This window comes from Halorubrum sp. Ea1 (assembly GCF_002252965.1).
Taxonomy (GTDB): domain Archaea; phylum Halobacteriota; class Halobacteria; order Halobacteriales; family Haloferacaceae; genus Halorubrum.
The window spans coordinates 1-13453 of sequence record NZ_NHPG01000102.1 but is presented as its reverse complement, the minus strand read 5'-3'; the positions used below and the strand labels follow the sequence as shown (position 1 = coordinate 13453).

The following is a 13453-nucleotide window of genomic DNA, read 5'->3' as shown; positions in this document are numbered from 1 at the left end:
AATCGTTTGCCACGATTCGAGGAGCGACCGGTCCGCGCGCGGCGACCGGTCTCCAGTTCGGTACGGGTCGCGACGGCCGACCGATCGCGGCCGCGGCGCGCTTCGGGGAACGAAGACGTATGTGCGCGAGCGTCCAAAGGTCGTCATCATGCCCGCGACAGACGACGAACGCGACGACGGGAACGATCGACTGTTCGCAGTCGTCATGATCGCGCTCTCGGTGCTCATCTTCCTCGCCGTCCGCAGGTCGGAGCGCGAGCGCTCCGACTAAGGCGTCCGCGGCGAGAGCGCGACGACAGAGCCGCCGAATCCGGGTCGTTCGTTCTCGCTGACGGGAACTGATTTACATGTACGCACCCTACTAAGTCTGTGAGCGACTCAACTGAGGACACGGCGGTCGAAGCCGCGGAAGGAATCGGTACCGACGGTCTCACTCCCGCGGTGCTGGCATCGGTCGGCTCGGTCGCACTCGCACTGTACTTCTACTACGTGCGCGGCGACAAGCAGCGCGGCCAGTTCGTCGGCTTCTGGCCCGTCACGATACTCGGACTGGCGTCCTACTTCAAGCTGGAGGAGATCCGGCAGATGCTGGCGGACGACGAGTAGTTTCGCACTCAGGCCCGTCCCGATCGGCGTCGGGACCGAAACGGAGTATAAAAGCGGCGAACCGACGGCGTCGGACCCCGGCTCCGACCCGCGGACGCGAGCGGCTTTTTCTGACAACGCCTCAGCGAAGACGCGGCCGCGCGGCGCGGGCGGAACCGGTCCGACCCGGGCGTTCTTTGCGCTCCGCTTCGAACGTGAGACATGGATCCGACCGACATCGACGCGGTCCTCGTCGCGGGCGCCACCGGCGGAACGGGCCGAGAGGTGCTGCGGCGAGTCGGACGGCAAGTGGACACCGTTCGCGCGCTCACGCGGTCCGCGGGCGCCACCGCCGACCTCCGGGCGGCCGGCGCGGACGAGGTCGCGGTGGACGACCTCCTCGACCCGTCCGACCTGGCCGCGGCCGTCGAGGGGGTCGACGCCGTCATCAGCGCCGTCGGGAGCACCAGCTCGACCGTCCGGAGCGGCCCGCCGTTCGTCGACGGGGCCGGGAACCGAGCGCTGGTGGAGGCGGCGGTCGACGCCGGCGTCGACGCGCTCGTGATGGAGTCGGCGATCGGCGTCGGCCCCGAGCCGTCGAGCCCGCTCGCGTCCGCCTTCGACGCGTTCATCGGTCCGTTACAGGAGGCCAAGGGCGAGGCGGAGGCCGCGCTCCGCGACGCGCCGATCCGACACACGGTCCTCCGCCCCGGAATCCTAACGAACGGCCGGCGGACGGGGCTCGTCACGACGGCCGAGCCGGGGGCGAGGCTGTGGGGAACCGTCTCGCGTGCCGACGTGGCGTGGCTCATGGCCGCGGCGCCGACGACCGAGGGCGCGGCGGACCGGACGTTCGAGGTCGTCTCCACGCCCCGGTTCCCCGACCGCGGCGTCGACGTGAACTGGACGTTACCGCGGTGACTCCGGGCCTCGCTGCCGTCACGGCGCACCGGGGCGGCGGTAACGATTATAACCCGGCCGTGAGTAGTGACAACGTATGACACACGACGTGCCGACCGAAGAGACCCGGGGGCGTCGGTGGTGTGAGACCTGCCGTATCAGCGTCGAGCCGGTCGCGGGCGACCGCGGTCTCGAGTGTCCGAGCTGCGGCGAGTCGCTCTGAGGGCGCCGACCCGCCGCGGGCCGCTCGGAGAAGACACGCAGAGACGTCTCACGCCTCCTCGCTGGCGTCGAAGTAGCCGTTGAGCAGTTGCGGGACGACGACTCCGACCGTCAACAGCGCTCCGATCAGGACGGTGTCGCTCAGTTCCGTGAGGACGCGGCCGCCGTAGGCCAGCGCCAGTCCGGCGGCCATACACAGGAGGATGACGGCGTTCTCGCGGGAGAGCATGCGGTCGGCCTTCGGCGTCCGGGTAAAAATCCCCTGTGACCGCTACTTGCCCCAGAAGGGGTCCCGCTTCCGCTTCGTGTCGAGATACGCCGAGAGCGCCTCGCGCTCGTCGGCGGTGATCTCCTCTTTCAGCTCCTGTTCGAGGATCTTCGCGTGCTTCTCGGGGACCTCGGTCCAGAGGGTGTCGCCCTCCTCGATTCCGCGCCCGACCGTGGGCCCGTCGATAGCGATGCTGACGCGCTCGCCGGCGCGCGCCTCGTCGACGTCGTCGCCCTGCTTCTGGATCCCGGAGAGCTGCCCGACGCGATCGAACTCGTTGCCCTCGAACATCCCGACGTTGCGGTTGTTCTGGACCGTGCCGGAAATGACCTCGACGCCGACGACCGCGGGGTCGTTCTGGCGGAACGTGTGGTCGGGGAGAATGCGGAAACGCGCGGGCCGGACGACCTTGTCCAGCACCGTCTCCTGTTGGGCGCGCTGGCGCTCCTCGACGAACGTCTCGTAGTCCTCGATCAGCTGGTAGATGACGTCGTTCGTGAACAGCTTCACGTCGGCGTTCTCCAGCTCCGTCTCGGCGTTCGCCAGCAGGTCGACGTTGAAGCCGAGGATCGCCTTGTGCTCGTCCTGGTTCGCGGTCTCGGCCACGGCGATGTCGCGGGGCGCGATGTCGCCGACCTCGGCGCGCAGGATTGGCACCTCCGCCTCGCGGAGCGCGTTCGCCATCGCCTCCAACGAGCCGAGCGTGTCGGCCTTGACGACGACGCCGTCCTCGGCGGTCTCTACCTCGATCTCCGCGAGCTCGGCTTTCACCTCCTCGACGACCTCCGCCTCCGGTCGGTCGCGGACGACCCGGACCGGCGCGCCGGCCATCGCCCGGTCGAGGTCCGGCGCCGCGATCTTCACCCCGGCCGCGGCGCCGACCTCGGCCACCTTCTCGAACTGCTTCTCGGTGCGGATCTCCTCTAAGGGCCGCGGCTGCAACAGCGCGCGGATCTCGGTGACGATCGGCTCGTCCTGTCCGCCGACGACGATCCGGTCGCCGTTGCGCACGACGCCGTCGTACACCACCGTGTCGATGGTGGCGCCGAAGCCGCGCTCGTCTTTCACTTCGAGGACCGTCCCCTCGCCGGCCCCAAAGACGTCGATCGCCATCTCCTCTTTCATGAAGCGCTGGGAGAGACCCATCAGCACCGTGAGGAGGTCGGGGACCCCCTCGCCCGTGATCGCCGAGAGGGGGACGACGCCGATGTTCTTCTGGAAGTCCTGCACGCGCCAGTAGAGGTCCGCGGAGAAGCCGGCGTCGGAGAGCTGGCCGATGATCTCGTAGAGGTTCTCGTTGAGCATCGACTCGGCGCGCTCCGACTGCGCCTGCAGGCTCTTCTGGATCGGCTGGCCGTCCTGCGGGTTCCACCCCGGCGTCGTGTCCACCTTGTTGGCGGCGACGACGAAGGGAGTGCCGGTGCGCCTGAGGATGTCGATCGCCTCCTCCGTCTGCGGCTGGAAGCCGTCGTTGACGTCGACGACGAGCACCGCGATGTCGGCGAGCGCGCCCCCGCGGGCGCGCAGCGTCGAGAAGGAATGGTGGCCCGGCGTGTCGATGAACAGGAGACCGGGGAGGTCGAAGTCGGTCGGGTCGATGAGCTCGCCCGCCATCCCGGAGATGGTGTCGAGCGGGATGTCCGTCGCCCCGATGTGTTGGGTGATCGCGCCGGCCTCGCCCTCGCTGACGGCGGAGCCGCGAATCGTGTCGAGCAGGCTCGTCTTGCCGTGGTCGACGTGACCCAACACGGCGACGATCGGCGTCCGAAGGGTGTCCGCGTTTGTGTGGTCGGTCATAGGTGATCGCCCCGAGAAGGTCGGTTACCCGGTATTCCGCCCGGGCGTCAGTTAAGCCTTTCAAAATGCGACCGGCCGTTTCGCCCCGATCCGGGCCCGTCCCGCGTCGGCGTCCGCCGCCCGGCGACCGCCGTCCAGTGTCAGGCGATCGATGTCCGCCGGTCAATGGCCGTCGCCCGATGTCCGCCGGTCAGCGTCCGTCGCCCGTCGGACGCCCCCGTGGCGTTTAAGACCGTTGCCACGGACGGTGAGGACATGGTAGACATCCTCGCGGAGAACCTCTCCGGGAAGGCGGTGATGAGCTCGGACGGGACCGAACTGGGCGACCTGTACAACATCACGATGGACCTGAAGTCCGGGGAGCTGAACGACCTGCTCGTCAGCCCGCACGAGCACCTCAGCCCCGAGCGCTCCGGGTTCGACGTCGACGAGATGGGCCGACTGAAAGTGCCGGTCGGGAACGTGAAGGCGGTGAAGGACTACATCGTCGTCGCCCGCTGATGGAGGTCCTCGACACCTCGGCGTTCATCCACGAGTACACCACCGACGACGACGTCGTCTCGGTGCCCGAAGTGCACGAGGAGCTCAATGGCGAAGGGGCGCTCCGCTTCGACGCGATGGAGGGGTCGGGGATGACGATCCACGTCCCGGCCCCGGAGGTCATCGACAACGTCCGGCGCGCCGCGCGCGGCTCGGGCGACGACGCGGAGCTGTCCGACACCGACACGCGGCTGATCGCGACCGCGCTCGAACTGAGCGCGACGCTGGTCACCGACGACTACGCGATGCAGAACGTCGCCGAGCGGCTCGACCTCGACGTCGAACCCATCGCCAGAGACGGGATCACGGAGGAGCGCGAGTGGCGCTTCCAGTGCGTCGGCTGCAACCGCACGTTCGACGAGAACAAGGAGCGGTGCCCGATCTGCGGGAGCGACCTGACCCGAAAGAACCCGGCGTGACCGGGCTCGGCCGACCGATAGAGGGTGCTATTCTCTCGCATTCGACCGACCGATTGAACAGGCGGCCCGCCGACCTCCCGACGTGAACGCATTCGAGACGATCTCGTCGGACGCGCTCCGGGCCGGCCGGGCCGACGCGCTCGACGACGCGGTCGCGAGCGCGCTGACCGCTCACCCGCTGGACGGAATCGAGACCGAGTACCCGCACTACCAGGGAGCGGTGGAGGGGCCGGACGCGCCGCCGCGCCCCTCTGAGAAGCACCCGGCCTTCTACGGCTGCTTCGACTGGCACTCGGCGGTCCACAGCCACTGGGCGCTCGTCCGGCTGCTGCGGGTCGCCTCGGACCACCCGGACGAAGGTGAGATCGCGACCGTCGTCGACGGGCGGCTGACACCCGAACACGTCGCGGGCGAGGTGGAGTACCTCGACGCGAATCCGAGCTTCGAGGAGCCGTACGGCTGGTCGTGGCTGCTGCGGCTCGCCGCCGAGTTGCGCCTGTGGGACGACTCCCGCGCCGACGCGTGGCGCGAGACCCTCCGCCCCCTCGAAGACCGGGTTCGCCGGGGGACCCTGGAGTCGTTCCTCGGCGTCGACCGCCCGCACCGCGTCGGCACCCACGGCAACACGGCGTTCGCGCTCGCCGGAGTCCTCGACTACGCGCGGGTCGTCGGCGACGCGGAGCTCGAACGCGAGGCCGAGACGACGGCGAGCCGACTGTACGCGGACGATTCGGCCGGCGTCGTGGGCGCGGAGCCCGTCGGGTGGGACTTCGTCTCGCCCGCCTTGACCGAGGCGGACCTCATGCGCCGGGTCCTCGCCCCCGACCCGTTCGCGGCGTGGCTCGACGGGTTCCTCCCGGACCTCACGGGGGCGCCGCACGACGCGCTGCTGACGCCCGTCGACGTCGAACCGGACGAGGGCGACGGCGCCGCGATGCACCTGATCGGGCTCAACGTCTCCCGCGCGTGGTGTCTCGCGGGACTGGCCGACGCGCTTTCGGGGCGGGAGGGGCCGGCGGCGACCCGACTGCGGGAGCCGCTGGACGCGGCGGCGCGCCGGCACGCCGAGGCGGGGGCCGCGGACGTGCTCACCGACGACTACGCGGGCTCGCACTGGCTCTCCTCGTTCGCGGTGTACCTGCTGACGCGGAACGAGGGCGGGATCGCGCCGGGGACGGCTTAGCTGATTGAGGCGCTAAGCCCCCTTCCTCAGCGAGCGACCAACGGGAGCGAGCAGGGAGGGGATACAGCGCCGCACAGTTCTCAAACACCTTCGACGCTCGGCTCACAGGCCAACGCTTCACCAAAACTATCATACGTATAACGTGCATACCACGCATTACGGTGAAACGGAAGACAATCACCATCCGGGAGGACCAAGACGAGTGGATAGAGGACCAACACCTCAACCTCTCGTCGTTCGTTCGAGAGCAGTTGGACGAACTCATCGAGAAACGAGAGTAACGGATGTACTACGCCTACAAGTACCGTCTCAAGCCGTCCGACGCCCACCGTGAGGAGTTGGACCGCCACCGAGACATTTGTAGGCAACTCTACAACCACACGCTCTACCGCCTCAATGAGTACCAAGACGAACACGGCGAACTGCCGTCCATGACCACCCTGCGGTCGGAACTCCCCGACCTCAAGAAGTGGTGGGACGGCCTCTCGGACGTGTACTCGAAGGTTCTCCAAACCGTCGTAGAGCGTCTGTTCGACAATCTCAAAGGCCTCTCCGCACTCAAGGAGGATGGCTACGGCGTCGGTCAACTCAAATGGAAGCCGCCACGGGAGTTCCGCAGTTTCACGTACAGTCAATCTGGCTTCAAGCTCGACAAGAAGGGCGGTCAGACTGTGCTGTCCCTCTCGAAACTCGCGGACATACCGATTCGGCTCCACCGCGCCATCCCCGATGACGCGAAGCTCAAGCAAGTCACGGTCAAGAAGGAACCGACTGGGGAGTGGTTCGCCACGTTCGGCGTCCAAATGGACCGTGAACCGCCCGAACCGCCCGAGACTCCCGAGAAGTGCGTCGGGATCGACGTGGGAATTCTCAAGTACGCCCATGACACCGACGGTACGGCTGTCGGGTCACTCGACCTCTCAGACGAGCGCGACCGCTTGGAACGCGAGCAACGGAAGCTCTCGCGCAAACAGCATGGGTCGAACAACTACGAGAAGCAACGGCGACGAGTCGCGGAGTGTCACGCCGATCTCCGACGGAAGCGCCGTGACTTCCTACATAAGCTCTCGAACTACTACGCTCGGGAGTACGACTTTGTGGCGGTTGAAGACTTGAACGTGAAGGGGATGGTGGAGTCGCCGTCGAACAGCCGCAACACGGCATCTGCCGCGTGGCGAACGTTCCTCTCGTTGCTCGAATACAAGTGCAAGCGTGAGAGGACGCACTTCGTCGCGGTCAACCCGAGAGGGACGACCAAGGAGTGCGCGTCGTGCGGCGTCTCAACCGATAAGCCGTTGTGGGTCCGTGAACACTCCTGTCCCGCTTGCGGATTTGAGTCGGACAGGGACGCGAACGCGGCGTGGAACATCCTTTCTCGCGGTCTCGAAGACGTAGGAGTGGGACACTCCGAATCAACGCCTGTGGAAACTGCGCTCTCTGTGGATACGCCTGTATCTGCAAAGCGCGTCGTTGAAACAGGAAGCCCTACCCTAAAGGAGCGAACGGCGCAAGCCGTGAGCGAGTAGGGTAGGGTAGTTCACTTCGCGCCCTTCGACTCTTGGGGGTCGCCGTCGACCGGTCCGGCCGACTCGCTCTCGGCGATTCCGAGGGCGTCGTCGGAGAGCTCGTTGCCGTCGAGCCGAGGGACGCGCCCCCGAAGCCGTCGGGCGACGGCCCGGGCCTCGGCGATCTCCACTTCGGCGACCGCCCGGACCAGCGCGACGGCGCGCTCGGCGCGGGCGCGCTGCCACGACTCCTCGCGGGACTGGTAGGTCCGGATAGCGCGGAGGAACTCGCGCTGCGAGAAATCCGGCCAGTACGGCGCACAGAAGTAGACGGCGGCCTCGTTGCCGTTCGCGTGCCACGGCAGGAAGTTCGAGGTGCGCTCGTCGCCGCCGGTTCTGACGATGAGGTCGACGTCGCGGACCGGGCGGTCGTACAGTCGGTCCTCGACGGTCTCGACGTCGACGTCGGCCGGGTCGAGGGCCCCGGCGTCGACGTCCGCGGCGATCGTCCGCGCGGCGTCGAGCAGTTCCGTTCGCCCGCCGTACGCCAACGCGATGTTCAACCTGAACCGGTCGTTGTCGGCGGTACGGCGCTCGGCGTAGTCGACCGCGTCGCGGACGCGCGGCGGGAGCTGGGCGACGTCGCCGATGGCGCGGACCCGAACCCCCTGTTCGTGGACGCGGTCGGCGTCGGCGAACTCCCGGAGCTTGCGCTCCAGCAGGTCGAACAGCGGCGCCAGCTCCTCGTCGGGGCGCTCGAAGTTCTCCGTGGAGAAGGCGTACAGCGTCAGTTCCGCGACGCCGAGGTCGGCGCACCAGTCGAGCACCCGCTCGGTGGTGTCGGCGCCGGCGCGGTGCCCGTCGGGGGCGTCGGCGCCGCGCTCGCGGGCGTACCGCCGGTTCCCGTCTTGGATGATCGCGACGTGAGCCGGCACGTCCTCGATCTCGCGGCGGAGGTGGCGCCGGTAGGCGCGCTCGCCGAGGCCGCGGAGACGGTCCAGCATACGTTCTGATAAATTCGACCGAGGGATATGTACTTTTACCTTCCGATCCCGGATATCGACGTCTATGGACGCCGCCTACGTGTTCGCCGTCGCGTTCCGGCTCGACCCGGACGGAGCGACGGTGGACCCCGATCGGTTCGAGGCGACGATGGAGATACCCGCGAGCGAGCCCGGCACGGACGAGTGGCTGTTCTTCCGCGACCGGCTCTGGCGCGGCGAGATCGGGGACGACCCCTCGTTCCGAGGCCTCGCGAGCGACCGCCTCGGCGTCGAGGTCACCGAGGCGTCCTTCCGGGAGCTCCGGACCGACGAGGCGTACCTCGAGGCGCTGAAACGCGAGGTCGCCGCGGATCTCTCCCGGTTCAACGCCGACTCGGTCGACGCCGCCCTCGGCAAGTACCTCGGCTCGTCGATCCACGTGCGGGGAGAGTGAGAGCCTGACGGCGGGCGACCGGCGTGGCGCGGCACCGTCACCCGCGGCCCCGCAACGCACTTATCGGTCCGGGTTCTACTGACGCGCCCATGGCCGTCGTCGACTACGACTTCCACCTGTTCGACCTCGACGGCACGCTCGTCGACGCGGAGTGGTCGTACACTCGCGCGGTGTTCGACCGGGTCGGCGACCGGCTCGGCCGGCGCTTCTCCGACCGCGAGGCGCACGTCCTCTGGCACGGGTTGGGCGGGCCGCGCGGCGACACCCTCCGCGAGCTCGGCGTCGACCCGGGCGACTTCTGGCCCGCGTTCCACGCGGTCGAGGACCCGACGGCCCGCGCGGAGGCGACGTACCTCCACGACGACGCCGCTCGACTGCTCGACCGCGTCGACGACGCGGGCGGACCGACCGGGCTCGTCACCCACTGCCAGCGGTTCCTCGCCGAGCCCGTCCTCGACAGGGTCGACTTGGAGGGTCGGTTCGACGCGGTGGTCTGCTGTACCGACGAGACGGGGTGGAAGCCGGACCCCGCGCCGATCGAGCTGGCGATGCGCGAGCTCGGCGTCGACCCGCGAGGGGACCGCGGCTACTACGTCGGCGACGGCGAGAGCGACGTGGGCGCGGCGTGGAACGCCGGACTCGACGCGGTTCACGTCGAGCGGGTCGGCCACGCGGACCGCGGGCGGTGCGTGCTCGGCGACCGGCGCGTCGACCGGCTCGACGAGCTGGTCGAGCGGACGTGACCTCAAGAGCCGGCGATCCGTCGAACGCGTTCCGTACCGCACTTCGCACACGCCTCCACGACCTCGTCGGGATCGATGATTATCGCTTTGCGTTCGTATCGGTGGCGACAGATCAGTCGGTCGAGGTTCATCGTGTGTCACGGTGGCGGCATTCGCTCATAAGTAATTTCCGTGAACACACACTAATACACATAATATAGTGGCACATAATAAGTGAATCGCTGTTAGAGAATGTGAATGTCTTAATATAGCCGCGTATTTGAGTGTACGGTCAGTTTAATATGGCTACCAGCTGTATAACGCGCTGGAACCGTCCGCCCGCGACCGAAACGGTCGTGAGTCGCCGCACGCTAGCCGACCCATGACGAAGTGGTTCCACAGCGGTCGCCGTCGCGACCTCTGCGCGCTGCTGTACGACGCCGGCGAGCTGCGGGCGCAGTCGCTGAAGAACCGGTTGGAGAACCACTACGACGAACGCATCGATCCCGGCTCCTTCTACGCGACGCTCCGTTCGCTGGTGGAGTCGGGCTTCCTCGACCGCCGCACCGAGGGGATCGCCGACGTGTACGCTCTGACCGACGCGGGGGAGCGTGCGCTCCTCGACCACTACGAGTGGCTCTCCGAGCGCGTCGGCGTCCCGAGAGCGACAGAGCGGGCGAGACCGGAATCGGCCCAGGGGGAGAGACCGGAATCGGTCGCGGGGGCGGCCCCGGACGACGACGCCGACCTCAAGGATTAACAACATCGGCGGCGTGGGTTAATACATGACTGTCGTCAGCGTCTCGATGCCGGAGGAGTTGCTCGATCGGATCGACGGGTTCGCGGACGAACACGGCTACACGGGGCGCAGCGAGGTCGTTCGCGAGGCTTCGCGGAACCTCCTCGGCGAGTTCGAGGACGCCAAGCTGGAGGACAGGGAGCTGATGGCGGTGGTGACGGTCCTGTTCGACTACGAGACCACGAGCGTCGAAGAGCGGATGATGCGGCTCCGCCACGAGCACGAGGGGCTCGTCGCCTCCAACTTCCACAACCACGTCGGCTCTCGCTACTGCATGGAGCTGTTCGTGCTGGAGGGTCGCTTAGACGAGATATCCGCGTTCGTCGGGAAGATCCGGGCGACGAAGGACACGCTCACCGTCGACTACAGCGTGACGCCGGTGGACGAGTTCGGCGCCGACGCCGTCGCCGAGGCGACCCCCGACGACGTCGGTCGCGAGCGCGGCGAGGGATCGGGGCACGGCCACGGCGAGGGATCGGGGCACGGCCACGGCGACGAGTAGTCGGCGTCCGCGCGCGAGCGCGACTCACCCGTCGAGGACGACGCCGACGAGCGGGACCGCCACCCCGACGGCGTAGCCGGCGAGGTGCGCGAACACGTTGCTGCCGAACGGGACGATGACCAGCGACCCGATCACCCCGGCGGCGGCGACGCTCGCGCCGGTGACGTACAGCAGCTCCCGCTCGGGGGGCAGGTCGAGCCCGACCACCCGCGGGCGGCCGACGCCGACGTAGAGCCCGGCGGCGACGAGGGCCGCGCAGAGCGCGAACAGGGACCCGACGGCCGGTAGGGACGGGAAGTAGCCGACGCCGCTCGGGGCGAGGTACGCGAGCGCGAGCGACCCGAGCGCGGCGACGACCGCCCAGCGGGCGTCGACGCCGACCGCCGGGGCGGCGGACCCGTCGCCGTCGGCCTCGGTCGGTCCGTCGCTCTCGTCGCCGGTCGCCTCCGTCGCCAGCGCGGCGAACCAGACGACGACCACATAGCCGAGGATCGCGCTGTTCAGGTCCGAGAAGCCGGCGGTCGGGGCGTTCGTCAGGCCGCCGAGCGCGACGATAGTCGCCCACGCGGACGCGAGCGGGACGACCGCCAGGTAGACCGCGGCGATCCCGAGCAGCCGCCCGCGCCACCCCGCGACGACCGAGAGGGGGTACGCGACCGCGACGAGCAGCCAGTAGTTGACGAGGTTGTCGAGGAGGTGCCCGGGGCTCGCGTGGACGAAGCTCGACGCGAACGCGGTCCAGAGCGCCCACCGGCTCTCGAAGACGCCGCCGGTCGCGAGCGAGAGCCGCCAGGCGTCGGTCCCCGGCGTGAGGCTCACGGCGACGAGCAGCGCCGGCAACGGAACGGCGAGGAGGAAGAGGTCCCGCGGGGGCTGCGTCCGGACCGCCGCGCGGACGCTGGCGAGGAGTTCGCGGAGAGTGGGCGGTTCGGGCGCGGAGTCGCCGTCGCTCGCCGGACCGCCGCCGTCCGAGCGCCCCGGGCCCCTCTCGGCGCTCATCGCTCAGGGCGTCGCGGGCCGCACCGTCTCCAGCGCCGCCGCGAAGTCGTCGCTCGTGATCCCGACCTCGTCGGCGTGGTCGTTCGCGGCCGCGCCGTGCTCGTCGGCGACGCGCTCGATGGCGACCAGCGCGGCCTCGCGGCACAGCGAGGCGATCTCGGCGCCCGAGTACCCCTCGGTCTCGTCGGCGAGGTGCTCCAGGTCGACCCCCTCCACGAGCGGCTTCTCGCGGGTGTGGACGTCGAGGATCTTCCGGCGCGCCTCGCGGTCGGGCTCGGGCACCTCGATGTGGGTCTCCAGTCGCCCCGGCCTGAGCAGGGCCGGATCGAGCGCGTTCCGCCGGTTCGTCGCCGCGAGCACGACGAGGTTCGGGTTGTCGCTGGCGCGGTCGAGCTCCGTCAGGAGCTGGGAGACGACGCGCTCGCCGACGCCGGAGCCGTCCCCGCCGGCACCGTCGCGGTCGGCCGCGATGGCGTCGATCTCGTCGAAGAAGACGATCACGGGAGCCGCCTGCCGGGCGCGGTCGAACAGGTCGCGGACCGCCTTCTCGGACTCGCCGACGTACCGGTCGAGCAGCTCCGGGCCGGCGACCTGTATGAAGTTGACGCCGCTCTCGCCGGCGATCGCCCGTGCGAGCAGCGTCTTCCCGGTGCCCGGGGGGCCGTGCAGCAGGACGCCCGTCGGCGGGTCGGCGTCGGCGGCGTCGAACAGCGGGCCGTACGTCAGCGGCCACGTGACGGCGCGCTCTAACTTCTCTTTGGCCTCCGGCAACCCTCCGACGTCGGTAAAGTCGGTGGTCGGCTGCTCGGCGACGTACTCCCGCATCGCGCTCGGTTCGACGTTAGCGTGAGCGGCCTCGAAGTCGGCCTTCGAGACGGTCACGTCGTCGAGCGCCCGCTTGTCCGACTCGCGGGCGCGGCGCAGCGCCGTCATCGCCGCCTCCTGCGCGAGCCCCTCGATGTCGGCGCCGACGAAGCCGTGCGTCCGGCTCGCGATCTGGTCTAACTCAACGTCGTCGGCGAGGGGCATCCGGCGCGTGTGGACGTCGAGGATCTGTCGCCGGCCGGCCTCGCCGGGGACGCCGATCTCGATCTCGCGGTCGAACCGGCCGCCGCGTCGGAGCGCGGGATCGAGGGTGTCGACCCGGTTCGTCGCCCCGATGACGATCACGTCGCCGCGGGCGTCGAGCCCGTCCATCAGCGAGAGCAGCTGGCCGACGACGCGGTTCTCCACGTCGCCGCCGTCGTCGCGCTTGCCCGCGATCGAGTCGATCTCGTCGAAGAAAATGATCGCGGGAGCGGTCTCGCTCGCGCGCTCGAACACGTCCCGGAGACGCTCCTCCGACTCGCCCTTGTACTTCGACATGATCTCCGGCCCGTCGACGGTGATGAACTCGGCGTCGACCTCGTTGGCCACGGCGCGGGCGATCAGCGTCTTCCCCGTGCCCGGCGGGCCGTGCAGCAGGACCCCCTTCGGCGGGTCGATGCCGAGCCGAGTGAACACCTCGGGCTCGGAGAGGGGGAGCTCGATCGTCTCGCGCACCAGCTCCAGCTCCTCGTCGAGCCCGCCGATGTC

At 69.0% G+C, this 13453-nt stretch carries 17 protein-coding genes; 12 read left to right on the top strand and 5 right to left on the bottom strand.

Going from position 1 to position 13453, the window contains the following annotated elements; translation table 11 throughout:
* Positions 1-148 precede the first annotated feature (148 nt).
* From DJ73_RS21000 to DJ73_RS20995, 4 genes are all read left to right on the top strand, one after another.
* Positions 149-271, top strand: coding sequence for a hypothetical protein (locus DJ73_RS21000; RefSeq protein ID WP_254921646.1), 123 nt, complete (start codon positions 149-151; stop codon positions 269-271).
* 98 nt (positions 272-369) lie between these two features.
* A complete protein-coding gene (locus DJ73_RS12320; RefSeq protein ID WP_094523640.1) occupies positions 370-606 on the top strand; it encodes a hypothetical protein in 237 nt (78 codons plus the stop codon).
* A 201-nt stretch (positions 607-807) separates the two neighbouring features.
* Positions 808-1506, top strand: coding sequence for an NAD(P)H-binding protein (locus DJ73_RS12315; protein ID WP_094558112.1), 699 nt, complete (start codon positions 808-810; stop codon positions 1504-1506).
* Between the two features lie 76 nt (positions 1507-1582).
* Positions 1583-1708, top strand: a complete 126-nt coding sequence (locus tag DJ73_RS20995) for a hypothetical protein (protein ID WP_254921645.1) — start codon at positions 1583-1585, stop codon at positions 1706-1708.
* Positions 1709-1756: 48 nt separating this feature from the next.
* Here the strand turns inward: DJ73_RS20995 and DJ73_RS12310 are convergent, their stop codons facing one another.
* Positions 1757-1936: a hypothetical protein gene (locus tag DJ73_RS12310; RefSeq protein ID WP_094523636.1), complete on the bottom strand. Its 180-nt coding sequence runs from the start codon at positions 1934-1936 to the stop codon at positions 1757-1759.
* A gap of 42 nt (positions 1937-1978) precedes the next feature.
* Positions 1979-3772 carry a translation initiation factor IF-2 gene (gene infB, locus DJ73_RS12305; RefSeq protein ID WP_094558111.1) on the bottom strand — a complete coding sequence of 598 codons (1794 nt, stop codon included), beginning with the start codon at positions 3770-3772 and terminating at the stop codon, positions 1979-1981.
* Between the two features lie 255 nt (positions 3773-4027).
* Between infB and DJ73_RS12300 the strand changes: the two genes are divergently transcribed.
* From DJ73_RS12300 to DJ73_RS12285, 4 genes are all read left to right on the top strand, one after another.
* Positions 4028-4273, top strand: coding sequence for a PRC-barrel domain-containing protein (locus DJ73_RS12300; RefSeq protein WP_094523632.1), 246 nt, complete (start codon positions 4028-4030; stop codon positions 4271-4273).
* Positions 4273-4731: an NOB1 family endonuclease gene (locus DJ73_RS12295; protein ID WP_094523630.1), complete on the top strand. Its 459-nt coding sequence runs from the start codon at positions 4273-4275 to the stop codon at positions 4729-4731. The genes DJ73_RS12300 and DJ73_RS12295 overlap by 1 nt, the downstream gene beginning before the upstream one ends.
* A gap of 82 nt (positions 4732-4813) precedes the next feature.
* Positions 4814-5914 (top strand): DUF2891 domain-containing protein, encoded by a 1101-nt coding sequence (locus DJ73_RS12290; protein ID WP_094523628.1) that lies wholly within the window; start codon positions 4814-4816, stop codon positions 5912-5914.
* Positions 5915-6198: 284 nt separating this feature from the next.
* Positions 6199-7440 carry an RNA-guided endonuclease TnpB family protein gene (locus DJ73_RS12285; RefSeq protein WP_094558110.1) on the top strand — a complete coding sequence of 414 codons (1242 nt, stop codon included), beginning with the start codon at positions 6199-6201 and terminating at the stop codon, positions 7438-7440.
* An 11-nt stretch (positions 7441-7451) separates the two neighbouring features.
* On the opposite strand, the gene uppS is transcribed toward DJ73_RS12285, so the two are convergent.
* Complete coding sequence (gene uppS / locus DJ73_RS12280) at positions 7452-8423, bottom strand: polyprenyl diphosphate synthase (RefSeq protein ID WP_094558109.1); 972 nt, start codon at positions 8421-8423, stop codon at positions 7452-7454.
* Between the two features lie 64 nt (positions 8424-8487).
* On the opposite strand from uppS, the gene lwrS reads away from it, so the two are divergent.
* The 4 genes from lwrS (at position 8488) to DJ73_RS12260 (ending at position 10879) form a co-directional block, all read left to right on the top strand.
* Positions 8488-8856, top strand: coding sequence for an LWR-salt protein (gene lwrS / locus DJ73_RS12275; RefSeq protein WP_094558108.1), 369 nt, complete (start codon positions 8488-8490; stop codon positions 8854-8856).
* Positions 8857-8945: 89 nt separating this feature from the next.
* Entirely contained in the window at positions 8946-9599 is a 654-nt protein-coding gene (locus tag DJ73_RS12270) for an HAD family hydrolase (protein WP_094523622.1), read from the top strand.
* A 361-nt stretch (positions 9600-9960) separates the two neighbouring features.
* Positions 9961-10338 (top strand): PadR family transcriptional regulator, encoded by a 378-nt coding sequence (locus DJ73_RS12265; protein WP_241881414.1) that lies wholly within the window; start codon positions 9961-9963, stop codon positions 10336-10338.
* A 25-nt stretch (positions 10339-10363) separates the two neighbouring features.
* Complete coding sequence (locus tag DJ73_RS12260; protein ID WP_241881415.1) at positions 10364-10879, top strand: CopG family ribbon-helix-helix protein; 516 nt, start codon at positions 10364-10366, stop codon at positions 10877-10879.
* A 24-nt stretch (positions 10880-10903) separates the two neighbouring features.
* Here the strand turns inward: DJ73_RS12260 and DJ73_RS12255 are convergent, their stop codons facing one another.
* Positions 10904-11878: a rhomboid family intramembrane serine protease gene (locus DJ73_RS12255; protein ID WP_094558107.1), complete on the bottom strand. Its 975-nt coding sequence runs from the start codon at positions 11876-11878 to the stop codon at positions 10904-10906.
* 3 nt (positions 11879-11881) lie between these two features.
* On the bottom strand, positions 11882-13453 hold a 1572-nt coding region (locus tag DJ73_RS12250; RefSeq protein ID WP_094558106.1), incomplete at its 5' end, for an AAA family ATPase.

Bases quoted from the DNA above. Each gene is read 5' to 3' on its own strand.
- DJ73_RS21000 (WP_254921646.1), top strand. From the start codon at position 149: ATGCCCGCGACAGACGACGAACGCGACGACGGGAACGATCGACTGTTC.
- DJ73_RS12315 (WP_094558112.1), top strand. From the start codon at position 808: ATGGATCCGACCGACATCGACGCGGTCCTCGTCGCGGGCGCCACCGGC.
- DJ73_RS20995 (WP_254921645.1), top strand. From the start codon at position 1,583: ATGACACACGACGTGCCGACCGAAGAGACCCGGGGGCGTCGGTGGTGT.
- DJ73_RS12310 (WP_094523636.1), bottom strand. From the start codon at position 1,936: ATGCTCTCCCGCGAGAACGCCGTCATCCTCCTGTGTATGGCCGCCGGA.
- infB (WP_094558111.1), bottom strand. From the start codon at position 3,772: ATGACCGACCACACAAACGCGGACACCCTTCGGACGCCGATCGTCGCC.
- DJ73_RS12300 (WP_094523632.1), top strand. From the start codon at position 4,028: ATGGTAGACATCCTCGCGGAGAACCTCTCCGGGAAGGCGGTGATGAGC.
- DJ73_RS12295 (WP_094523630.1), top strand. From the start codon at position 4,273: ATGGAGGTCCTCGACACCTCGGCGTTCATCCACGAGTACACCACCGAC.
- DJ73_RS12285 (WP_094558110.1), top strand. From the start codon at position 6,199: ATGTACTACGCCTACAAGTACCGTCTCAAGCCGTCCGACGCCCACCGT.
- uppS (WP_094558109.1), bottom strand. From the start codon at position 8,423: ATGCTGGACCGTCTCCGCGGCCTCGGCGAGCGCGCCTACCGGCGCCAC.
- lwrS (WP_094558108.1), top strand. From the start codon at position 8,488: ATGGACGCCGCCTACGTGTTCGCCGTCGCGTTCCGGCTCGACCCGGAC.
- DJ73_RS12270 (WP_094523622.1), top strand. From the start codon at position 8,946: ATGGCCGTCGTCGACTACGACTTCCACCTGTTCGACCTCGACGGCACG.
- DJ73_RS12265 (WP_241881414.1), top strand. From the start codon at position 9,961: ATGACGAAGTGGTTCCACAGCGGTCGCCGTCGCGACCTCTGCGCGCTG.
- DJ73_RS12260 (WP_241881415.1), top strand. From the start codon at position 10,364: ATGACTGTCGTCAGCGTCTCGATGCCGGAGGAGTTGCTCGATCGGATC.
- DJ73_RS12255 (WP_094558107.1), bottom strand. From the start codon at position 11,878: ATGAGCGCCGAGAGGGGCCCGGGGCGCTCGGACGGCGGCGGTCCGGCG.